The organism is Micromonospora sp. WMMD708 (assembly GCF_049315245.1).
Taxonomy (GTDB): Bacteria; Actinomycetota; Actinomycetes; order Mycobacteriales; family Micromonosporaceae; genus Micromonospora; species Micromonospora wenchangensis.
Window position 1 is genome coordinate 5,835,437 of sequence record NZ_CP186060.1, and the last position, 21,448, is coordinate 5,856,884.

Consider the following 21,448-nt stretch of genomic DNA (forward strand, 5'->3'; position numbering starts at 1 on the left):
CCACCTGCGTCGGGCAGGACTCCCGCGGCCGGGAGGCATCCCGTCGGTCCGGTCGGGGGTGCGCCGTAGGCTGCTGCGGGTGACCGCGCCGCACCCGTTCGAGCAGCCCGTCGACGCGACGCACCCGCAGATCGTGGCGCGGCTGCGCTGCCCGGTCTGCGCCCTGCCGCTGGCCGCCGCCTCCGACACCCGCGCCCTGCGCTGCCCCCGCCGGCACAGCTTCGACCTGGCCCGCCAGGGGTACGTCACCCTGCTCGCCGGCCGGGCCCCGCACGTCGGGGACACCGCCGAGATGGTCGCCGCCCGGGCCGACTTCCTGGCCGCCGGGCACTACGACGTGATCTCGTCCGCCCTGGCCGAGGCGGCGGCGTCCGCCCTGACGACACCGACCGGCCCCGCCGGGGCGAGCGCGCCCGCCGGGGCGAGCGGACCGACAGCGGCGGACAGCCAGGCGGCCCCGACCGGACCGGCAGTCGCCAGCGGCCCGGCCGAGGCGAGCGCTCCGGCAGCCCAGACCGCACCGGCCGAGGCGAACGCACCGGCCGAGGCGAGCGCACCGGCCGAGGCGAGCGGGAACGCGGACCGGGCGGCAGATCGGCCGGAGCGGGCGGGCTTCGGGGCGTACCCGCTGGTGGTGGAGGCCGGGGCGGGCACCGGGCGGCACCTCGCGGCGGTGCTGTCGGCGTGGCCCGACGCCGTCGGCCTGGCCCTGGACGTCGCCAAGCCGGCGCTGCGCCGCGCCGCCCGTGCCCACCCGCGCGCCGCCGCCGCGCTCGCCGACACCTGGCAGCGCCTGCCGCTGGCCGACCGGTCGGTGGCCGTGCTGCTCGACGTCTTCGCCCCGCGCAACGGCGACGAGTTCCACCGGGTGCTGCACCCGGCCGGGGTGCTGCTGGTGGTCACCCCCACCGACACCCACCTCGCCGAGCTGGTCGACGTCCTCGGGCTGCTGCGGGTCGACCCGGCCAAGGCCGACCGGGTCGCCGAAAGCCTCGCCGGGCGGTTCACGCCGGAGCACACCGCCGTGCACACCACCTGTCTCACCCTCGACCGGGCCGAGGTCGCCACCCTGGTCGGGATGGGGCCGAGCGCCTGGCACACCGACCCGGCACGGCTCGCCGCCGCGATCGACGCGCTGCCCACCCCGGTGACGGTGACCGCATCGGTACGTCTGACCACCTGGCGTCCCCGCTGACCACGGCGTGCCGGGACGCGGGAAGGCGACGCCGCCGGACGCGGGCACACTCAGGTGGAGAGGTCGACCTCTTCCCAGCCGGGCGGTTCGTCATGGTAGGGGCCGCGCAGCACCACCGCCCACTCCAACGCCCACCGGCGCTGGCCGATCGCGTTCGCGTCCACCAGGCCGGGCAGCCGACGCCCCGACTTCTCCACCTCCAGGTACGCCCAGTCAAGGCAGTAGTGCAGGTCGAGCAGGGCGGCGGCGTCCGCCGGGTGCTGCGGGGCGGCCAGGATGCGGGCCCGCCACTGGCCGAAGGTCTCCCCCCCGGCCAGGTACGGCATCCGCTCCACCAGCCGTTCGTCCACCGGGATGGTCGGGTCGAGCTGCTTGCTCAGGCCCAGCACCCAGGACAGCGAGAAGAGCGCGTCGTGGTGCAGGACGAAGGAGCGGTGGTCGCCCTTGCCGCCCACCACGAACTGCCACTCCGGCGGGGTGACCATGTCGACCAGGTGGGATTCGAGCAGCCAGCTCATCGCCGTCTGCGCCGGCATCCCGAAGCAGCGGGCCAGGATCAGGTGCAGCACCGCGATACGCGCCTCGATCTCCACGGTGGGACGCAGTTCGATCTCGTCGCCCGGCTCCCAGACCAGGGGAAACTGGGCCGGCGGCAGGGGCAGGCGCAACCGGGACAGCTCGTCGAGGCTCGCCTCGCGGACCTCGCGGGGATCGGGCGCGGCTACCAGCACGATCGGATTCCCTGTCTGCTCACGCGGCGTCACCGCCGTTCGGTCCCCCTGACCAGGGAGGATAGCGTTCCGTCGCGACCGGCACCACGTCGGCCGGCACCCGTCGGGCCGACCGGTGGCCGGTGCCGCCGACCGTCAGCCGATTCGCTCGATGACCAGCGGCGACGGCGACGGCGCGGTGGCCGACACCCGGACCGCCAGGGCGGCCTCGGCGCGTGCGGCCGGCAGCCGCACCGTGTCGTCGGCACGCAGCTCGTACAGCGGTTCGCCGACCCGGACCGGGTCGCCGGGCCGCTTGTGCAGCACCACCCCGGCGGCGGCACTGACCGGGTCCTCCTTGCGGGCCCGCCCCGCGCCGAGCCGCCACGCGGCCACCCCGATCGCGTACGCGTCGACGGACTCGACGAAGCCGTCGGTGTCGACGCGGACCACCTCGACCTCGTTCGCGGTGGGCAGCTTGGCGTCCGGGTCGCCGCCCTGGGCGCGGATCATCGTGCGCCAGGCGTCCATCGCCCGCCCGTCGCGCAGCGCGGCGGCCGGGTCGGCGTCGGGCAGGCCGGCCGCGTCGAGCATCTCCCGGGCCAGGGCCAGGGTCAGCTCCACCACGTCGGCCGGGCCACCGCCGGCGAGCACCTGCACCGACTCGGCCACCTCGACGGCGTTGCCGACGGTCAGGCCGAGCGGGGTGGACATGTCGGTGAGCAGGGCGACGGTGCGCACCCCGTGGGCGTCGCCGAGCGCCACCATCGTCCGGGCCAGCTCGCGGGCGTCGGCCACGGTCTTCATGAACGCCCCGGAGCCGACCTTGACGTCGAGGACCAGCGCCCCGGTGCCCTCGGCGATCTTCTTGCTCATGATCGAGCTGGCGATCAGCGGGATCGCCTCGACGGTGCCGGTGACGTCGCGCAGCGCGTACAGCTTGCGGTCGGCCGGGGCGAGCGCGGCACCGGCCGCGCAGATCACCGCGCCGACGTCGCGGAGCTGGGCGATGAACTCGTCGTTGCTCAGCGAGGCCCGCCAGCCGGGGATCGACTCCAGCTTGTCGAGGGTGCCGCCGGTGTGCCCGAGCCCCCGACCGGAGAGCTGCGGGACCGCGCCGCCGCAGGCCGCGACCAGCGGGGTGAGCGGCAGGGTGATCTTGTCACCGACGCCGCCGGTGGAGTGCTTGTCCACCGTCGGCCGGTCCACCGCCGACAGGTCCAACCGCTCGCCGCTGGCGATCATCGCGGCGGTCCACCTGGCGATCTCCGGCACCGACATGCCGCGCAGCAGGATCGCCATGGCCAGCGCCGACATCTGCTCGTCGGCCACCAGCCCCCGGGTGTACGCGTCGACCACCCAGTCGATCTGGCCGTCGCTGAGCACGCCCCCGTCCCGCTTGGTCCGAATGACGTCGACTGCGGTAAAAGCACTCACCGTTGAGTTCCCTCTGAAGTCGTTGCAGTGACCGGCACGCGGGCCGGACGGGTCAGGAGGCGGCCCAGCGGGCCGGGATCTCCACCGGCGGCTCGCCCTCGCCGGCCCAGAAGATGGTGCCCTCGGCGTCCACCACCACGACCCTGGGCGTCCGGGCCAGCCCCCAGGTGATCGCCTCCGCCGGGTCGCCCCAGCTCGGGCCCTCCTCCAGCACCCCGGGCCCGGCCTCGTCGCTGTCGCCCGCCGACCGTTCCCAGTACGCCGTCCAGATCTGCTGCCCGGCGGAGAGGTCCGGGTGCACGAAGACGGTGCCGCGGCCCCGCCAGGCGGCCAACCGGTCCGGCACCACCGGCACCGGGTTCTCGCCGACGACCGCCTCGATGTCGGCCACGTCGAAGGCGTGCGGCAGCAGCTCCGCCATCCGCAGCGGGCCGGTCCTCGACTCGACCAGGCACTCCGGGCCGCCGTTCTCCCAGAGCAGTTGCCGGCACCGGCCGCACGGCATCAGCGGCTCACCTGTCGCGTCGACGCAGGACATCGCGACCAGCCGGCCGCCGCCGGTGGCGTGCAGCGCCGAGACCACCCCGCACTCGGCGCACAGGGTCACCCCGTATCCGGCGTTCTCCACGTTGCAGCCGACCACCACCCGGCCATCGTCGACCAGGGCCGCCGCGCCGACCGGGAACTTCGAGTACGGCACGTACGCGTGCCGCATCACCTCGGTCGCGGCGGCCCGCAGGCGCTCCCAGTCGATCTCGCTCATCCCCTCATTCTGCCCAGGTCACCCCGCACGGGTGCGGGAAGGGTGCCGGTCGGCCGTCCGTCGCTTCCGGGCCGCCGGCCCGGGACCGTACCGGACGTCGCCCGCCGGGGACGGTGCGGGCCCGGTGGGGAGATCCCCGCCGGGCCCGCACCGTGGGCCGCGTTCAGCCCTTGACGTACGGCTTGCCGTCGGCGGCGGGCGCCCGGACCCGACCGACCAGCCCGGCCACCGCCAGGATGGTCGCCAGGTAGGGCAGCATCGCCAGGAACTGGTTGGGGATGCTGCTGCCGATCGCCCCCAGGTAGGTGGCGAGCTGGTCGGCGAAGCCGAAGAACAACGCGGCGAGCAGCGCGCCGGTCGGGCTCCACCGGCCGAAGATCAACGCGGCCAGGGCGATGAAGCCCTTACCGCCGACCATGTTCTTGGTGAAGCTGTAGAGCGCCAGCGTGTACGACGCGCCGCCGATGCCGGCCACCACGCCGGCCAGCAGCACGTTGCGGTACCGCAGGCCCAGCACCTTGACCCCGAGGGTGTCGGCGGCGGTCGGGTGCTCACCCACCGACCGGGTCCGCAGCCCCCACCGGGTGCGGAACAGCGCGAGGTGGATGATCAGCACCAGCAGCAGGCCGAGGTAGAGGAAGATGTTGCCGCGGAACAGCGCCGGCCCGAGCAGCGGGATGTCCTTCAGCAGCGGGATCTCCCAGTTGCCGAAGCGCGGCGCGCTGTTGTATTTGTCCGCGTCGGTCTGCATCAGCCGCTCGTAGAGGAAGCCGGTGACGCCGACCGCCAGCAGGTTGAGCACCACCCCCATCACGACCTGGTCGACCAGGTAGCGGATGGCGAAGACGGCGAGCAGCAGCGAGATGAACGCGCCGCCGACCGCCGCCGCCACCAGACCCACCCAGACGTTGCCGCTGAGGCTGCCGAAGAGCGCGCCGCTGAACGCGCCCATCAGCAACTGCCCCTCGATGGCGACGTTGACCACGCCGGACCGCTCGCAGAGCACCCCGGCCAGCGCACCGAAGATCAGCGGCAGGGCCAGGACGAAGGTGCCCCGGACGATGTTGACCATCGGCATGAAGTTGCGGCCCTCGGGGGCGGCGGAGACCTGCCAGCACAGGAAGCTCAGCACGAAGCCGACCAGTCCCAGCCCGAGGACCAGGGTGAACCAGCGCTTCGGGACCCCGGCCAGCAGCGCGCCGCCGGCTGCGGCGGCGACCACCCCGAACAGGATCGCGCCGAGGGTGCCCTGGATCTCCAGCGCCGCGCCGCCCTCGGTCTCGCTGAGGGTGAACCGGGCCTGTTGGCCGGTGGCCAGCGCACCGAACAACACGGTGGCGAGCACGCCCAGCGCCAGCAGGACCAGGCCGACCTTACGGGGGCGGGTCCAGAAACCCTCGTCGACCGCGGCCACGGCGACGTCGGGGACAGCGGTGGTGGACATGCCTCACCAGCCCTTCGCGAGGCTCGTCTGCAACCGGGCGGCACGGGCGGCCCGGAGCTGGAAGATCGCCTTCACCAGGGCCGGCGCGGCGATGAAGATGACGATCAGCGCCTGGAGCACGGTGACCAGCTCCAGCGAGATGCCGGAGTACGACTGCATCCGGTTGCCGCCGGCCTGGAGTGCGCCGAACAGCAGCGCCGCCAGCAGCACCCCCCACGGCTTCACCCGGCCGAGCAGCGCCACCAGGATGCCGTCGAAGCCGATCTGCGCGATCACCAGCGGGGTCAGCGCGTTCGCGGTGGAACCCAGCACCATCTGGCTCCCGCCGAGGCCGGCGAGCATCCCGGCGATCACCATCACCAGCACGTACGTCTTGGTGACGCTGATGCCGGCGGTCCGCGCCGCGTCCGGGCTGGCCCCGACTGCCCGCAGCTCGAAGCCGAGCGTCGACCGGTTGAGCAGCCAGGCGATGGCCCAGGTGGCGAGCACCGCGAGCAGGATGCCGGCGTGCACCCGCAGGTTGTCGCCGAGCAGCCGGGGCAGCGCGGCGGAGGAGTCGACCGGGCGGCTGATCGCGTCCGCCCGGTCCGGGTTCTGCACCCCGTTCTGCACGATGATCCACGACAGGAAGTAGACGGCGACGTAGTTGAGCATGATCGTGTTGATCACCTCGTGCGCGCCGGTCCGGGCCTTGAGGATGCCGGGGACGAAACCCCAGACCGCACCGCCGACCGCACCGGCGATCAACGCGACGACCAGGTGCACCACCGGCGGCAGCGGCAACGCGAAGCCGGCCACCGCGGCCAGGACCACGCCGATCGTCGCCTGCCCCTGGGCACCGATGTTGAACAGGCCGCCCCGGAAGGCGAGCGCCACCGACAGGCCGGTGAACACCAGCGGCGCGGTGTAGGTGAGGGTCTCCGAGATCGGGCTGAGCGCGGCGGTGAAGCCGGACGCCTCCGGGTCGAAGACCGCCCCCTTGAACAGGTTGGCGTACGCCTCGCTGACCACCGTCCAGCTGGCGTTCAGGGCGTCGGTCGGGCGGGCGGTGATGTAGCCGTAGGTGGCCAGCACGTCCGGGTCCGACACGATGATCAGGACCGCGCCGACCAGCATCGCCAGCACCAGGGCCAGCACGGTCACGGTCACCGTGTTGGCGGCCCACAGGTTGTCCAGGAACAGCCGGCCCAGCGTGGGCCGGGGCCCCGGCGCGGGCTGCTTGGGTGAGGTCATCGTGGCGCCCCGGTCGGCCCTGCCGGTTCCGGCCAGCTCCGCCTCGGTCGCCGGTTCCTTGTCCGGGGAGCCGGACACCGGGTTGGGGTTGCTCATGCCTCGTCCTCGTTACCAGGGCGTTCGGGGGCGGGCGTCGCGCCGCCGGCCGTGCCGCCGGTCGCCTCGCCCGGGGTGGCCGCGCCGTCGGTCGGGGCCGGTGCGGGGGCGTCGGGGGTGATGCCGGCCATCAGCAGGCCGATCTCCTCGCGTGGGGTGTCCGGGCCGACGATGCCGATGATCCGTCCCCGGTACATCACCGCGATCCGGTCGGCGAGGCCGATCACCTCGTCCAACTCGCTGGAGACGACCATGACGGCGGTGCCGACGTCGCGCTCCCGGATGACCCGGCTGTGGATGAACTCGATCGAGCCGACGTCCACCCCCCGGGTGGGCTGGGCGGCGATGAAGAGCTTCAGCGGCCGGGACAGCTCCCGGGCCACGATCACCTTCTGCTGGTTGCCGCCGGACAGGGTGCCGACCGCCGCGTCCGCCGACGGGGTACGCACGTCGAACTGCTCGATCCGCTCCTTCGCCGAGGCGGCGATCGCGTCCGGCCGCAGCGCCAGGCCCCGACCGAACGGCGGCCGGTCGTAGATGTCGAGGACCAGGTTCTCGGCGACGCTGAACTCCTTGACCAGGCCGTCGACGCTGCGGTCCTCGGGGACGTAGCCGACCCCGGCACGGAGCACCTTCTTGGTGGACCAGCCGTGGATCGGCTCGCCGTCGAGGGTCACCGTGCCGGCGAGCGTCGGGCGCAGCCCCATGATCGCCTCGATCAGCTCGGTCTGCCCGTTGCCCTGCACGCCGGCCACGCCGAGCACCTCACCGGCGCGTACGGTCAGGTCGACGCCGTCCACCGCGCGGATCTGCCGGTCGTCGTCGACGACCAGGCCGGCGACCTCCAGGATCGGCCGGCCCGGGGTGGCGGGCTGCTTGTCGACGGTGAGCCGGACGTCGCGGCCGACCATCAGCGCGGCCAACTCGTCCCGGCTCGCCTCGGGGGAGGCGGTGCCGACGGTCCGACCGCGCCGGATCACGGTGATCCGGTCGGCGATGGCCTTGACCTCGCCGAGCTTGTGGGTGATGAAGACGATCGACTTGCCGGCCGCCTTGAGCGACCGCATGACCGTGAGGAGTTCCTCGGTCTCCTGCGGGGTGAGCACGGCGGTCGGCTCGTCGAGGATCAGCAGGTCGACGTCGCGGGTGAGCGCCTTGACGATCTCGACCCGCTGCTGGATGCCGACCGGCAGGTCCTCGATCACCGCGTCCGGGTCGACCCGCAGGTTGTACCGCGCGGAGACCTCGGCCACCTCGCGGCGGGCCCGCCGCCGGTCGAGGAAGCCGACGATGCCGCCCCGGACCTGCTCCGCGCCGAGCATGATGTTCTCGGCCACGGTGAAGACCGGCACCAGCATGAAGTGCTGGTGCACCATGCCGATCCCGGCCCGGATCGCGTCCGAGGGGCCCTTGAGCTTCAGCGGCCGGCCGTCGACCAGGATCTCGCCCCCGTCGGGCTGGTAGAGCCCGTAGAGCACGTTCATCAGGGTCGACTTGCCGGCACCGTTCTCGCCGAGCAGGGCGTGGATCTCTCCAGGCTCCACCGTCAGGTCGATGTGATCGTTGGCGACCAGATCACCGAACCGCTTGGTGATGCCGCGCAGTTCGAGTCTCAGCGCAACCTCCTGGAGTGCGAGCGATGGTGCAGCCTAGCTGCCGGGTCGGCCGGTCACCGGGGTGCCGGCCGACCGGTGCGCGGACCGGCCGCCCCGACGCCCGTGGGGTTGCCCACGTACGCCGGGACGGCCGGTCGTCATGCCTGGTGCCCGCCGGCCGCCGCTGCCGATGATCCCATCGCGGCGGCCGGCGCGGCGGTCACTTGGTCGGCTGGGCCTTCGAGGTGACCGTGATGGTGCCGGCGGCGATGTCCGCCTTGATCTTCTCGACCTCGGCCTTGAGGTCCGCCGGGACCTTGCTGTCGAAGTCGTGGTACGGGGCGATCGACACGCCGTTGTTGGCGAGGTTGCCGACGAAGCCCGGGGTGGCGGCGAGCTTCTCGCCACCGGCGGCCTTGAGCACGGCGTCCTTGACGGCGTCCGGGATGTTCTTGACCACGGTGGTCAGCAGCGCCGCGCAGTCCGGGGTGCTCTCGCAGCCGTCGACGTCGACCCAGACGACCGAGTACTTGCCGCCCGACGCCTTCGCCGCGGCGGTGGTGCCGAGGCCCGCGCCACCGGCGACCGGCATGACGATGTCCGCGCCCTGGGCGACCAGCGCGTCGGAGACCTTCTTGCCCTCGTCCTGCTTGGCGAAGTCGTTGGTGAAGGAGCCCTTCTGGGTCTCCTTGTTCCAGCCCAGCACCTGGACGTTCTTGCTCTTGGTCTTGTTGTAGTACGCCACGCCGTCGGCGAAACCGTCCATGAAGATGGTCACCGGCGGGATCGGCAGGCCACCGTAGGTGCCGACCTTGCCGCTCTTGCTCATCCCGGCGGCCAGGTAACCGGCCTGGAAGGCGGCCTGGGCCGTGTCGAACTGCATCGGGTAGACGTTCGCCGTGGCCGGGTTCGCGTCCACGATGCCGAACTGCTGGTTCGGGTTGGCGGCGGCGATCTTCTTGGTGGCGTCGGACATCAGGCCACCGACGGCCAGGATGAAGTCGCACTTCTGGTTGACGTACCCGGTCAGGTTGACCTCGTAGTCCGCCTCGGCCTTCGACGCGACGTACTTGATGTCGATGTTGTCGTTGGCCTTCTTGGCCTCCTCCAGGCCCTTCCAGGCGGAGGTGTTGAACGACTTGTCGTCGATGCCGCCGACGTCGGTCACCATGCAGGCGCTGTACTTCTTGTCGCCGCTGCCACCGGCGTTGTTGTCGTCGTCCGGGGCCTCACCACACGCGGCGGCACCCAGCACGAGCCCACCCGCCGCGATGGCAGAGGCGATCCGCATCCCACGCACAGAGCGCAAGACGTCTCCTTCCATTGCTCACCGCCTCGTGCGGTGGCAGCCCTTGAACCGACAGGCGTTGTGCCGCCGGCATCCCACGTTACGGACGGGAGCGTAGCCCCGCGTCCACCCACCGGCCGCCAATCGTGCACGACTGTTGAACGCTCGTTATCCCGGCGTAACCCTGGCGTGGGGCACATCACTCAGCGTGCCAGTGCCGACCGGTCCGGTGTCACGAACATCCGTTTCCGGCGACCTCCGCCGGCTACCGCCAGAACACCGCCACAGCGGCCGTGACCAGGGTCAACCCGATGATCGCCAGGAAATGGCCACGGGCCACCTGCGCCCGCTTCCGGGAGAAGAAGACCATGACGAAGATGAGCAGGGCCAGCACCAACTTGGTAACAAGCTTCGCGGGGGCCGGCTCGTCGCCGTCGCGCAGCGGCGCGGACAGGCCCACGCCGGTCAGCAGCTGGATCACCGAGCCCCAGAGCATGGCCGCGTTGATCCGCAGCCGGCCGCTGACGTACTGGGCGACGGCACCGCCGAGCAGCAGCGCGAACCCGATCAGATGGACGTAGAGAAGGACCAGTCGGAGAGCTTCCACGCCGGCCATCCTCCCCCATCAACGACAGTTTGTAGTAGGTGGCCCGCCGGCTGAGTTCAATCCGTGATCTCGCCGCCCCCGCCGGCCGCCCGTCAGAGCCGCCAGACCTGGAAGGTCGGGCCGTCACCGGGCAGGGTGACCCCGCCGTCGGGGGCGGGGCGCAGGGCCGGGGCACCCCCGTGCAGGTTCTCCCCCGCCAGGCCGGAGCCGACGCTCCCGGTGGTCGGCAGGCCGGTCAGCCGCACCGGTGGGCCGGCCGCCCGGCGGGCCAGCACCAGCACCGTGCCGGTGGTCGCCTCGCGCAGGAAGACGAGCGTGTCGGCGTCGGCGTACACCCAGCGCAGCCCGCCGTGCCGCAGCTCCGGCGTGCCCCGGCGCAGCGCGAGCAACGCCCGGTATGCGTCGAACGTCCCGGTGTCCCGGCGCTCCGGCCGGTCCCACGGCATCGGGGTACGCGAGCCCTCGCCGTTGCCGCCGGTCAGGCCCCACTCGTCACCGGCGAAGATCACCGGGGTGCCGGGCAGGGTGACGAGCAGGCCGGCGGCGACCTCCTGCCGGGCGGCGTCGCCGACCACGGTGCGGATGCGGGCCGAGTCGTGCGAGCCGAGCAACTGCCACGAGTGGACGTACGACCGCCAGGAGACCAGCGACCGGAAGCTGTTCATGGTGGCGAGCACCGCGTGCGCGTCCCGCCGCCGCACCCCGCCCGGGGTGCCGAGGAAGTTCGGCAGCGGCACCTCGTCCCCGGCGTCCCCGGGCCCGGTGCGCAGCCAGGACCAGACCGGGTCGGTGAAGCCGACGTAGTTCATCGTGCCGTGCCAGCCGTCGCGGTCCAGGTCACCGGTGTGGTCGTGGCCGTGCTCGGCGAGTAGCAGCCCGTCGGCCCGGGTCTGCGCGACCACCTCCCGCAGCAGCCGCGCCACCTCGTGGGTGTACGCGTCCGCGCCCCGCCGGCCGGTCATGTTGGCCACGTCGACCCGCCACCCGTCCAGCCCGTACGGCGGGCGCAGCCAGCGGCGCAGCAGCGAGTCCGGGTCGGTGGCGAAACGGCGGCGCAGCTCGGCGCTGCCCCAGTTCAGCTTGGGCAGCGACCGCACCCCGTTCCACGACTCGTACGTCGGCTCCCCGCCACCGGTCGGCACGTCGAAGTAGTACAGCTCCCGTTCGGGGGCGTCGGCGTCGGCCAGGGCGCGGGTGAACCACTCGTGCGCGTCACCGGTGTGGTTGCTGGTGATGTCGCCGATCAGCCGCCAGCCCCGGGCCCGGACGGCGTCGGCCAGCCGGACCAGGGCCGCGTCCCCGCCGAGCAGCGGGTCGACGGTGTCGAAGCCGGCGGCGTCGTAGCGGTGGTTGGAGCGGGCCGGGAAGATCGGCGTCAGGTAGACGGTGTCGACGCCGAGCCGGTCCAGGTGGTCCAGCCGTCCGGTGATGCCGTCCAGGTCGCCGCCGTAGAACTGGCGGGGGGTCTGCGGGCCGTACCCGATGACCGGGGTGTCCCAGTCGCAGGGGACGGCCCAGTCCGGCGGGGTGCGCCCGTCGGCGGCGGCGGACCGGGCGAACCGGTCGGGGAAGATCTGGTAGATCAGCGCGTCCCGGGCCCAGGCCGGCGGTGGCGCGTGGCTGACCAGCCTGAAGTCGCCGTGGTCGGGCACGTCGTGGTCGACCTGCCCGGCGGCGTTGAGCCAGCGGTAGCCGGTCGCCCCGGTGAGCAGGAACCGGTAGTTGCTGACCGGGTTGCGGACCTCGACGTCGGCCCGCCACCACACGTCGTGGCCGTCCCGGCGGTCGACGGTGGCCTCGACGAAACGCGGCTCACCGTCGCCGGTGGTCCGGACGTGCACCTGCCGGACGTCGGTGCCCTCGGGTACCCGGACGAACACCGGCACGGTCTGCCCGAGGGCGGGTTCCTGCTCGGGTACGTACAGGGCCGAGCCGTCGTGGTGCGGCGACAGGGACATGGCGTGGCCTTCCGATTCATCCCTTGACGGCCCCGGCGGTGAGGCCGGAGACGATGTAACGCTGGAGGAGCTGGAAGACCAGCACGGTGGGGACCGCGGTGAGCAGGGTGCCCGCCGCGAAGATGCCGAAGTTGTTGTTCCGTTCCCCGGCCACCAGGCCGAACATGCCGACCGCGAGGGTCTTGGACCCGGTGTCGGTGAGGAACACGTTGGCGATCATGAATTCGTTGATCGTGCCGATGAACGACAGCAGCGCGGTCACCGCCAGGATCGGCGCCACCAGCGGCAGCATGATCCGGAAGAAGACCTGGGCGTGGCTGGCGCCGTCCATCGTGGCCGACTCGTCCAGCTCCCGGGGCAGGGTGTCGAAGAACCCCTTCATCAGCCAGGTGTTCATGCCCAGCGCGCCGCCCATGTAGAGCAGGAACAGGCCCCACGGGGTGTTGAAGCCGATCGACGGCCACAGGTCGGTGACCCGGGTGAAGATCAGGAAGATCGCCACGATCGCCAGGAACTGCGGGAACATCTGGATCAGCAGCAGCGTCAGCAGCCCGATCCGCCGCCCGGCGAAACGCATCCGGGAGAACGCGTACGCCGCCAGCGAGGACAGGAAGATCGACGCGAAGCTCGCCCCGCCCGCGATGAGCAGCGAGTTGAGGAACCAGCGGCCGAACTCCGTCCGCTCGAACAGGTCACCGAAGTTCGCCAGTGACGCCCCGGTGGGCAGCAGCTCGGTCGACGAGAGGGTGCCGAGCGGGTTGAGCGCGGCGGAGAGCACGAACAGGATCGGGAAGAGGCTGAACGCCACCGCCAGCAGGCCGACCACGTGCCGCCAGCCGACCTGGGTGAGCCACCGGCTCCCGCCTCGACCGGCGGCGTTCTGACGGGTCGTCACGAGTAGACCTCCTCCTGCTGGCGGGTGCGCCGGAAGCTGACCGCCGAGACCGTGGCCACGATCGCGAAGATGAAGATCGACACCGCGGCGGCCAGGCCGAACTCGGCGCCCTGCGCGCCGAAGGCCAGCCGGTAGGTGTACGTGATCAGCAGGTCGGTGGCCCCGTTCGTCGGGTTGTCCGGCGCGAACGGACCACCCTCGGTGGTCAACCAGATCGCGTTGATGTTGTTGAAGTTGTACGCGAACGACGCGATCAGCAGCGGCGAGAGCGCGACCAGCAGCAGCGGCAGGGTGACCGCCCGGAACGACTGCCAGGGCGACGCGCCGTCGACCGAGGTGGCCTCGGTCAGCTCCTTCGGGATCGCCTGGAGCGCGCCGGTGGTCACCAGGAACATGTACGGGTACCCGAGCCAGAGCTGCACCAGCAGCACCGCCAGCCGGGCCGACCAGGCCTCGCCGAACCAGTCGACGCCGAGCCCGAACAGGTTGTTGACCAGGCCGAAGTCGGTGTTGAACATGTCCCGCCAGACCAGCAGCATGGCGAACGACGGCATCGCGTAGGGCAGGATCAGGAAGACCCGGTAGAGGTTGGTGCCCCGCATCCGGGGTGAGTGCAGGGCCAGCGCGATCGCCATGCCGAGTACGAAGGTGAACCCGGTGGAGCCGATCGCGAAGGCGAAGTTCCACAGCAGGGTGCCGAAGAACGGGCCGGAGATGTTCGGGTCGGTGAGCACCCGGGCGAAGTTCTTGAACCCCACCCCGACCTGCCAGCCCTGGGCGAGCCGCTCGCCGTCGGCGGCGACGAAGGCACCGGTGTCCGGGTCGGCCGTCCAGGTCCTGCCGGTCTCGCCGTCGGTGACGCAGTCGCAGCCCCGGTCGTACGTCCGGACGGCTTTGCCCTCGTAGGCGCGGGACAGGCCGTTGGAGCGCACCGCGCCCCCGGAGGTCGGCACCACCAGGGCGGTGATCTCCTCGCTGCGGACGCTCGCCTGGCCGACGTTGAGCACGGTGTAGCCCTTGGCGGCGGTGACCCTGCCGCTGCCGGCGACGGTCACGTCGGCGGCGTCGAGCGGACGTAGCCCGTCGGCGTCCCCGGCGGAGACCCGGCCGGTCCCCGGGTCGGTGAGCAGGAAGACCAGCGGCCCGGTGGCCGGGTCGCCGGTGGTGGCGATGGCGAGGGCGTACTCGGCGGAGCCGGGGACCTGTTTGACCGAGGAGGTCTCGATGGCGACGATCGCGTCGTCCTTGGAGCCCCGGTGGCCGTCGCCGAAGTTCGTGAACGCGGTGCTCGCGGTGTAGAGCACCGGGAAGACCTGGAAGGCGATCAGGAAGATCGTTCCCGGCACCAGGTACTTGGCCGGGATGTGCCGGCGGGTCAGGTAGAGGTAGCACAGGCCGACGGTGGTGACCGCCAGGACGGCGAGACCGACCCAGAGCCGGGCGGCGACGAGCGGGAACGCCGCCCAGATCGCGATCCCGGCCACCAGGCCCAGCAGGACCACCTTGACGGCGAGACCGGTCGCGGTGATCGGCGCGTGGTGGCGCACGGTACGGGAGGTTTCCGGGGGCCCGGAACGCGCGGGCCCCCGGCCCGGGGCCTGCGGGGCAGGTCCCGGGCCGGACAGCGTGCTCATTACTTGATCTGACCCGAGATCGTCTTGCCGGCGGCGGTGACGGTCTTCGCCGGGTCGGCGCCACCGATGACGGCGGCCTCGGCCTTGCCGAACGGGTCCCAGATCGCGGCCATGGCCGGGATCGCCGGCAGCACCTGGCCGTCCTTGCCCGCCTCGGAGAACTTGGCCAGGTCCGGGTCGGTGCCCTTGACCTGGTCGAACGCGGCGGTCAGCGCCGGCGGACGGGGCTCTGCCTGGTAGAGCGCCACGGCCAGCTCGGGGGTGGTGACGTAGTTGGTGACGAACTCCTGGGCCAGCGCCTTGTTCTTGCCCTTGGCGGCGACGTAGAACGCCTGGACGCCGACGAACGGCTGGGCCGGCTTGCCACCGGCGAAGCCGGGGACCGGGGAGATGTCGTAGGAGATGCCTGCCTTCTTGGCGTCGGCGATCGCCCACGGGCCGGAGACCAGGAAGGCGCACTTCTTACCGGTGAAGGTGGCGATGGAGTTCTCGCCGGTGATGGAGCGCTTGAGCGCGCCGTCGCCCTTCTCGCCGAGCTTGCCGATCTTCTTGAACGCCTCGATCGACTCCGGCTTGCCCACGCCCAGGTCCTTCGGGTCGTAGTCGCCGTTGGCGGCGGTGCCGAAGAGGTAGCCGCCGGCCGAGGTGTACAGCGGGTAGATGTGGTACGCGTCGCCGTTCTGTCCGGACTGGAGGCAGAGGATCTCGCTGGCCTTCTTGTCGGCCTTGAGCTTCTTGCCGGTGGCGACCAGGTCCTCGATCGTCTTGGGCGCCTCGGGGGCCAGCGCGGTGTTGCGGATCAACGCGACGTTCTCGGTGGCGTAGGGGACGCCGTAGAGCTGCCCGTTGAAGGTGACCGCCTTGATCGCGGTCTCGTTGAAGCCGGACTTCTGCTCGGCGGCGAGCTGCACCGGGTCGATGGCCCCGTTCTGCACGAGGTTGCCGATCCAGTCGTGCGCGCCGACCACCACGTCCGGGCCGCTGCCCTGCTGGGAGGCGGTGACGAAGTTGGTCTGGAGGTCCTTGGAGACGGCCTGCACCTCGACGGTGACGCCGTTCTCCTGGCCGAACTTCTCGGCGAACGGCTTGAGCGCCGCGGTCCGCTTGTCGTCCGCCCAGATGACGAGCTTGCCGCTCGCGGCCGGGGAGGTGGCCTTGGCGGCCGGTTCGTCCTTGCTGTTGTCGCCGCCGCAGCCCGAGGCGGCGAGCGCCAGGCCGAGAACGGTGACCACACCCGCGGTACGGATGCGCATCGGTACTCCTGTCGTCATGGCGGGTCGCCGGGGGACGGGCGACCACACCGGGGAAACGCTGAAAGTTCTTGCCAACCGACGCCGGGAAGGCCGCGTCGCTGCTGTCACGTGTTGCCGGGACGTTAGCAAGAGGTTGCATACAATGGAAGGGCTTGCAGAGGCGTACGCAAGAACTTGCCCGTGAGCTAGAGTGCCGCCATGCGCGCTCGACTGTCCGACATCGCCCAACAGGCCGAAGTCAGCGAGGCCACGGTGTCGCGGGTGCTCAACGACCGCCCCGGTGTGGCCCCCGAGACCCGGCAGGCCGTACTGACCGCCCTCGATGTGCTCGGCTACGAGCGTCCGGCCCGGCTGCGCAAGCGCAGCGCCGGCCTGGTCGGGCTGGTGGTGCCGGAGCTGGACAATCCCATCTTCCCGGCGTTCGCCCAGGTGATCGAGTCGACGCTGGCGCAGAGCGGGTTCACCCCGGTGCTGTGCACCCAGACCCCGGGCGGGGTCACCGAGGACGAGTACGTGGAGATGCTGCTCGACCGGCAGGTCTCCGGCATCGTCTTCGTCTCCGGCCTGCACGCCGACACGGCCGCCAACCACGACCGGTACCGCGCGCTGATCGCCCGGCCGCTGCCCGTCGTCATGATCAACGGGTACGCCCCCGGCATCGCCGCGCCCTTCGTCTCCTGCGACGACCGGGAGGCCACCGAGCTGGCCGTGGCGCACCTGGTCGCGCTCGGGCACCGGCGGATCGGCCTGATCACCGGGCCGGACCGGTTCGTGCCGGTGCAGCGCCGGGTGGCCGGCTTCCGGGCCGCGATGACCCGGCTCGGCACCACCGGCGGCGACCTGGACGCGCTCGCCGAGCTGTCGCTGTTCGGGGTCGAGGGCGGCGAGGCCGCCGCCGGACGGCTGATCGAACGTGGGGTCACCGGGATCGTCTGCGGCTCCGACCTGATGGCGCTCGGCGCGGTCCGGGCCGCCCGGCAGCGCGGCATGTCCGTGCCCGGCGACCTGTCGGTGGTCGGCTACGACGACTCGCCGCTGATGGCCTTCACCGACCCGCCGCTGACCACGATGCGACAGCCGGTGGCCGCGATGGCGGTGGCCGCGGTCCGGGCCCTGGTCGACGAGATCAACGGGCACGCCGCGCCGCACTCGGAGTACCTGTTCCGCCCGGAGCTGGTGGTCCGCGGATCGACCGCGGTGGTCCGACCGGCGGACGCCGGCCGGCAGCGCCCGGCCCCGCCCGCCCTCGCCGTCCCCGCCTGAACCCCGCCGCCTTCCGGGCCGCGCCTGCCCGTCGACCGGGTCCACCTCCCGGTGAGCGGGACGCGCCCACCAACGGCCTGCCCTGGCCACCGGTGACGGACGTCATTTCTTGCGCAAGGCATGCTTGACTCTTGCAGCCTGTGGCCGGCATTCTCTCCACACCCGCGTCCGTCAGCGTCCGCCGCGCGGGTGCCGCCGTCCCGCCACAGAACGGGGATCTCCGCCGATGACCGCCACCGACCCCACGCCGCTGGACTCCGACGACGACTGGTGGCGCGCCGCGGTCGTCTATCAGGTGTACGTCCGCAGCTTCGCCGACTCCGACGGTGACGGCGTCGGCGACCTCGGAGGCATCCGGCAGCGGCTGCCCTACCTGCGCGACCTCGGGGTGGACGCGCTCTGGCTCACCCCGTTCTACACCTCGCCGCAGATCGACGCCGGCTACGACGTGGCCGACTACCGCGACGTCGACCCGCTCTTCGGTGACCTCGCCGACTTCGACGCCATGATCACCGACGCGCACGCGCTGGGCCTGCGGATCATCGTGGACCTGGTGCCCAACCACACCTCCAGCGCGCACCCCTGGTTCACCGCCGCCCTCGCCGCCGGCCCCGGCTCCCCCGAGCGGGAGCGTTACCTGTTCGCCGACGGCCGGGGCGGCGACGGCGAACTGCCCCCCAACGACTGGGAGAGCATCTTCGGCGGCCCCGCCTGGACCCGGCTGCCCGACGGCCAGTGGTACCTGCACCTGTTCGACCCGGCGCAGCCCGACCTGAACTGGCGGCACCCGCAGGTACGCGCCGAGTTCGAAGACGTGCTGCGGTTCTGGCTCGACCGGGGCGTCGACGGGTTCCGCATCGACGTGGCCCACGGGATGATCAAGGCCGAAGGGCTGCCGGACGTCGGCTTCAGCTCGATGACCACCGGCCGCCGCCAGTCGGAACTGCTCGGCAAGGGCCGGCTGCCCTACTTCGACCAGGACGAGGTGCACGACATCTACCGCGCCTGGCGACCCATCCTGGACAGCTACCCCGGCGGCCGGATGGCGGTGGCCGAGGCGTGGGCGGAGACCCCGCAGCGACTCGCCCGCTACATCGGCCCGGACGAACTGCACCAGGCGTTCAGCTTCGACTTCCTCGACGCCACCTGGTCGGCCGACTCGTTCCGCAAGGTGATCGACACGGCGCTGGCCGAGGCGACGATCGTCGGCGCGCCGACCACCTGGGTGCTGTCCAACCACGACCGGCAGCGGCACGTCACCCGGTACGGCGACGGCGATGTCGGCCTGCGCCGGGCCCGGGCCGCCGCCCTGCTGATGCTGGCCCTGCCCGGCTCCACCTACCTCTACCAGGGTGAGGAACTGGGCCTGCCGGAGGTGCTGGACCTACCCGACGCGCTCCGGCAGGACCCGGCGTTCCTGCGTACCGGGGAGAGCCGCGACGGGTGCCGGGTGCCCATCCCGTGGGGCGGCGAGCTGCCCCCGTACGGCTTCGGGCCGCAGGGCAGCGAGCTGAGCTGGCTGCCGGCCCCGGCCACCTGGCGGGCCCTCTCGGTGGCCGCCCAGGCCGGGACACCCGGCTCGACGCTGGAGCTGTACCGGGCCGCGCTGCGGATCCGGCGTACGCACCCGGCGCTGTCGGCCACCGCCGGTCCGGTGCGCTGGCAGCAGACCGAGCCGGGGGTGCTGGCGTTCCGCCGCGACGGGGACAGCGCAGCGCTGACCTGCGTGGTCAACCTCAGCGGCGCGCCGGTCCGGATCGACGGGTACGGCCGCCCCCTGGTGGCCAGCGCCGACCTCACCGGGCAGGACTCCGGACACGTCCTGCCGGTGGACGCAGCCGCGTGGTTCGAACGGCGCTGAGCCGGGTAACCCGCCTTTGACCTGGTCGTCCGTTGTGCCCCGCGCCGACGGGCGGCTGGGCTGCCGACCCCTTGTGGTGGGGGGTGAAGGTGGCACCGGCGTCCCGGGAGGTCCGCTTCCCGGGGTGCCGGTGCACCACCGCGTACCGGCGTCACCCGACCCGTCACCGCCCGCGCAGCAGCCCCGCGATCCGTCCGAAGCCCGCCCGCACCTGCGCCTCGGTCGGTACGGGCGGCGGCTGCGGCCGGTCCACGCCTGCGGCCGCCTCGTCCTCCTGCTCGTCACGGATGTCCTGCTCGTCGAGGACGTCGTCGAAGTCCCCGTAGAGGTCGGCCGAGGAGATCCGGGCCTCCTCGTCGGTGGCGGCCCGCTGCGACGCGGCGATCTCGCCCCGGATCTCGTCGGCCGACAGCGCCGGCACCAGCGGCTCGACCACCGCCATGAACCGTTCGTCGGCCACCACCGCCTCGGCCAGGGCCAGCGCGTGCGGTCGCTCGTACGGCCCACAGACCACGGGTTCCCACTCGGCCGGATCGGCGAGCGGACCGAACGTGATGATCCAGGGCAGGGTGAGCAGCGGCGAGTCGTCCGGCAGGTCCAGCGTCACGAGTGCACCCACCGGCTCATCATGGTCGGTCCAGCCGGCACGACGGGCGGCATTTGCCCCATTCATCTTTTCCGACGACTGTCGGCATCCCGCTTTCCCTCCGGGCGGCCCCACCGTCGACCACCCGACCGCCCTCCCCGACCCCAGCGCCGGCAGGGCCGGGAGCGACGACGCGGGCTCACGCCGGGGGTGGACCGTCCAGGGCGGCGCGGACCAGGGCCAACGCGCGGTCCGCCGGCACGCCCAGCCGGGTCGCCTCCTCGGCGTAGCGGGCCGCCGCCCGCTGCAACCGGTCGACCGCGTCGTCCCGCCCCGGGGCGACGAAGCTGCCGTGCCGGCCCCGGGTCTGCACCAGCCCGGCCGACTCCAGCTCCCGGTAGGCGCGGGCCACCGTGTTCACCGCCAACCCCAGCTCGGCGGCGAACTGCCGGACCGGGGCCAGCCGGGTGCCGACCGCCAGCCGGCCGTCACCGATCATCGCGGCGAGCTGCGCCCGCACCTGCTCGTACGGGGGCACCGGGGAGCCCGGATCGATCTCGACAGACATCAGCCCGCCCCTCCCGGGGTACCCGGATCGGTCTCGGTGTCGACGTCGGCCTCGACGTTGACCTGCCGCATCACCGCCCCCTCCGACAGGTCGACGACCCGCCCGTGCCGGCTGGTGGCGGCCAGCGCGGCACCGAAGAGCACCAACTGGTTGAGCAGGTAGAGGTAGAGCAGCACGGCCACCGCACCGGCCACCACGGCGTACGCCGGATTGCGCTCGGTCCGCACGATGTAGAACCGGCCGACCGTGTTGAGCAGGGTGATGCCGACCGCGACCAGCAGCACCACCGGGCGCAGCCGGCGGCGACTCATCCGCAGCCGGGGCACCGCCACCAGCAGCGCCGTCGCCAGCACCGCGTTGACCAGCACGCTGAGCACCGCGCTGACGGTGGTCAGCCCCACGGAGCCGGTGGACCTCAGCAGGAACCGCAGCACCGACTCCAGCGCGTCCACCGCCGCCACCGAGATGCCCAGCATGACGAAGACCAGCAGCAGCACGCCCAGGTCCACCAGCCGGCGGACCACCAGGTTGCCCGGCTGCTGGTTGAAGCCGTACATCAGCCGCTGCGACGACCGGATCGCCTCCACCCAGCCGATCCCGGTGAAGAACAGGATGACCAGGCCCACCACGCCTACCGCGTTGCTGCTCTCGGCGATCTGTCGCGGGTCGAGGAAGGGCAGATTGTCCCGCAGGAACTCCGCCACCGCGTCGGAAACCTCGTCGTTGTCCTCCAGGATCGCCCCGAAGACCGAGTAGGCGACCAGGGCGAGGGCGAACACGGCGAAGAACCCGTAGTAGGCGATGGCGGCGGCCAGCCGGCCACCGAGCACCTCGCCGTAGAGGTCGACCGCCCGCCAGAGGTGGTCGAGCCGGGGCCACCGGTGCCGGGCCACGGTGAACCGGCGGTCGATGCCGGCCGTCCACCGGCCCCACGCGTCCACCACGTCATCCTCGCCGATCTGTCGTCACCGGTGCCGGCCAACCGGCGGTCGGCGGGAGCGGGTGCCGGCCACCAGCGTGCCACCGGCGGGCGGGCCGCCGCACCGGGGGCCCACCCGACCG

The 21,448-nt window shown here is 72.4% G+C and carries 18 protein-coding genes; 3 read left to right on the top strand and 15 right to left on the bottom strand.

The window, feature by feature from the left end; translation table 11 throughout:
- Window positions 1-130 precede the first annotated feature (130 nt).
- Window positions 131-1,195, top strand: coding sequence for a putative RNA methyltransferase (locus tag ACN260_RS25620; RefSeq protein WP_422756826.1), 1,065 nt, complete (start codon window positions 131-133; stop codon window positions 1,193-1,195).
- A 50-nt stretch (window positions 1,196-1,245) separates the two neighbouring features.
- Here the strand turns inward: ACN260_RS25620 and ACN260_RS25625 are convergent, their stop codons facing one another.
- From ACN260_RS25625 to ACN260_RS25680, 12 genes are all read right to left on the bottom strand, one after another.
- A complete protein-coding gene (locus ACN260_RS25625; protein WP_422753424.1) occupies window positions 1,246-1,926 on the bottom strand; it encodes a DUF4272 domain-containing protein in 681 nt (226 codons plus the stop codon).
- Between the two features lie 135 nt (window positions 1,927-2,061).
- Window positions 2,062-3,342: a thymidine phosphorylase gene (locus ACN260_RS25630; protein ID WP_422753425.1), complete on the bottom strand. Its 1,281-nt coding sequence runs from the start codon at window positions 3,340-3,342 to the stop codon at window positions 2,062-2,064.
- A 52-nt stretch (window positions 3,343-3,394) separates the two neighbouring features.
- Window positions 3,395-4,105, bottom strand: coding sequence for a cytidine deaminase (locus tag ACN260_RS25635; RefSeq protein WP_088643905.1), 711 nt, complete (start codon window positions 4,103-4,105; stop codon window positions 3,395-3,397).
- Between the two features lie 163 nt (window positions 4,106-4,268).
- Window positions 4,269-5,549, bottom strand: coding sequence for an ABC transporter permease (locus ACN260_RS25640; protein WP_422753426.1), 1,281 nt, complete (start codon window positions 5,547-5,549; stop codon window positions 4,269-4,271).
- A 3-nt stretch (window positions 5,550-5,552) separates the two neighbouring features.
- Window positions 5,553-6,878: an ABC transporter permease gene (locus ACN260_RS25645; protein WP_422753427.1), complete on the bottom strand. Its 1,326-nt coding sequence runs from the start codon at window positions 6,876-6,878 to the stop codon at window positions 5,553-5,555.
- Entirely contained in the window at window positions 6,875-8,494 is a 1,620-nt protein-coding gene (locus tag ACN260_RS25650) for an ABC transporter ATP-binding protein (RefSeq protein WP_422756827.1), read from the bottom strand. The genes ACN260_RS25645 and ACN260_RS25650 overlap by 4 nt, the downstream gene beginning before the upstream one ends.
- Window positions 8,495-8,693: 199 nt before the next feature.
- Window positions 8,694-9,764 carry a BMP family lipoprotein gene (locus tag ACN260_RS25655; RefSeq protein WP_422756828.1) on the bottom strand — a complete coding sequence of 357 codons (1,071 nt, stop codon included), beginning with the start codon at window positions 9,762-9,764 and terminating at the stop codon, window positions 8,694-8,696.
- 262 nt (window positions 9,765-10,026) lie between these two features.
- The gene (locus tag ACN260_RS25660; protein ID WP_145917841.1) at window positions 10,027-10,368 is read right to left on the bottom strand and encodes a hypothetical protein; all 342 of its coding nucleotides are present in this window, start codon (window positions 10,366-10,368) and stop codon (window positions 10,027-10,029) included.
- 92 nt (window positions 10,369-10,460) lie between these two features.
- Window positions 10,461-12,326, bottom strand: coding sequence for a glycoside hydrolase family 13 protein (locus ACN260_RS25665; RefSeq protein WP_422753428.1), 1,866 nt, complete (start codon window positions 12,324-12,326; stop codon window positions 10,461-10,463).
- Between the two features lie 16 nt (window positions 12,327-12,342).
- The gene (locus tag ACN260_RS25670; RefSeq protein ID WP_422753429.1) at window positions 12,343-13,221 is read right to left on the bottom strand and encodes a sugar ABC transporter permease; all 879 of its coding nucleotides are present in this window, start codon (window positions 13,219-13,221) and stop codon (window positions 12,343-12,345) included.
- On the bottom strand, window positions 13,218-14,855 hold the full coding sequence (locus ACN260_RS25675) for an ABC transporter permease subunit (protein ID WP_422753430.1): 1,638 nt from the start codon (window positions 14,853-14,855) through the stop codon (window positions 13,218-13,220). The genes ACN260_RS25670 and ACN260_RS25675 overlap by 4 nt, the downstream gene beginning before the upstream one ends.
- A complete protein-coding gene (locus ACN260_RS25680) occupies window positions 14,855-16,108 on the bottom strand; it encodes a sugar ABC transporter substrate-binding protein (protein WP_422753431.1) in 1,254 nt (417 codons plus the stop codon). Before ACN260_RS25680 ends, ACN260_RS25675 begins: the two co-directional genes overlap by 1 nt.
- A 198-nt stretch (window positions 16,109-16,306) precedes the next feature.
- Here ACN260_RS25680 and ACN260_RS25685 point away from each other — a divergent pair, with 198 nt between their 5' ends.
- On the top strand, window positions 16,307-17,371 hold the full coding sequence (locus ACN260_RS25685; protein ID WP_422753432.1) for a LacI family DNA-binding transcriptional regulator: 1,065 nt from the start codon (window positions 16,307-16,309) through the stop codon (window positions 17,369-17,371).
- 226 nt (window positions 17,372-17,597) lie between these two features.
- Entirely contained in the window at window positions 17,598-19,232 is a 1,635-nt protein-coding gene (locus tag ACN260_RS25690; protein ID WP_422753433.1) for a glycoside hydrolase family 13 protein, read from the top strand.
- Between the two features lie 163 nt (window positions 19,233-19,395).
- Here ACN260_RS25690 and ACN260_RS25695 read toward each other — a convergent pair whose 3' ends face one another.
- The 3 genes from ACN260_RS25695 to ACN260_RS25705 form a co-directional block, all read right to left on the bottom strand.
- Window positions 19,396-19,851 (bottom strand): hypothetical protein, encoded by a 456-nt coding sequence (locus ACN260_RS25695; RefSeq protein WP_422753434.1) that lies wholly within the window; start codon window positions 19,849-19,851, stop codon window positions 19,396-19,398.
- 166 nt (window positions 19,852-20,017) lie between these two features.
- A complete protein-coding gene (locus ACN260_RS25700; protein WP_422753435.1) occupies window positions 20,018-20,386 on the bottom strand; it encodes a GntR family transcriptional regulator in 369 nt (122 codons plus the stop codon).
- Window positions 20,386-21,297, bottom strand: coding sequence for a YihY/virulence factor BrkB family protein (locus tag ACN260_RS25705; protein WP_422756829.1), 912 nt, complete (start codon window positions 21,295-21,297; stop codon window positions 20,386-20,388). The genes ACN260_RS25700 and ACN260_RS25705 overlap by 1 nt, the downstream gene beginning before the upstream one ends.
- Window positions 21,298-21,448: the final 151 nt, after the last annotated feature.

Excerpts from the sequence above, each read along its gene's own strand:
- ACN260_RS25635 (WP_088643905.1), bottom strand. The coding sequence starts at position 4,105 with ATGAGCGAGATCGACTGGGAGCGCCTGCGGGCCGCCGCGACCGAGGTG.
- ACN260_RS25640 (WP_422753426.1), bottom strand. The coding sequence starts at position 5,549 with ATGTCCACCACCGCTGTCCCCGACGTCGCCGTGGCCGCGGTCGACGAG.
- ACN260_RS25645 (WP_422753427.1), bottom strand. The coding sequence starts at position 6,878 with ATGAGCAACCCCAACCCGGTGTCCGGCTCCCCGGACAAGGAACCGGCG.
- ACN260_RS25655 (WP_422756828.1), bottom strand. The coding sequence starts at position 9,764 with ATGCGGATCGCCTCTGCCATCGCGGCGGGTGGGCTCGTGCTGGGTGCC.
- ACN260_RS25665 (WP_422753428.1), bottom strand. The coding sequence starts at position 12,326 with ATGTCCCTGTCGCCGCACCACGACGGCTCGGCCCTGTACGTACCCGAG.
- ACN260_RS25675 (WP_422753430.1), bottom strand. The coding sequence starts at position 14,855 with ATGAGCACGCTGTCCGGCCCGGGACCTGCCCCGCAGGCCCCGGGCCGG.
- ACN260_RS25680 (WP_422753431.1), bottom strand. The coding sequence starts at position 16,108 with ATGCGCATCCGTACCGCGGGTGTGGTCACCGTTCTCGGCCTGGCGCTC.
- ACN260_RS25685 (WP_422753432.1), top strand. The coding sequence starts at position 16,307 with ATGCGCGCTCGACTGTCCGACATCGCCCAACAGGCCGAAGTCAGCGAG.
- ACN260_RS25690 (WP_422753433.1), top strand. The coding sequence starts at position 17,598 with ATGACCGCCACCGACCCCACGCCGCTGGACTCCGACGACGACTGGTGG.
- ACN260_RS25700 (WP_422753435.1), bottom strand. The coding sequence starts at position 20,386 with ATGTCTGTCGAGATCGATCCGGGCTCCCCGGTGCCCCCGTACGAGCAG.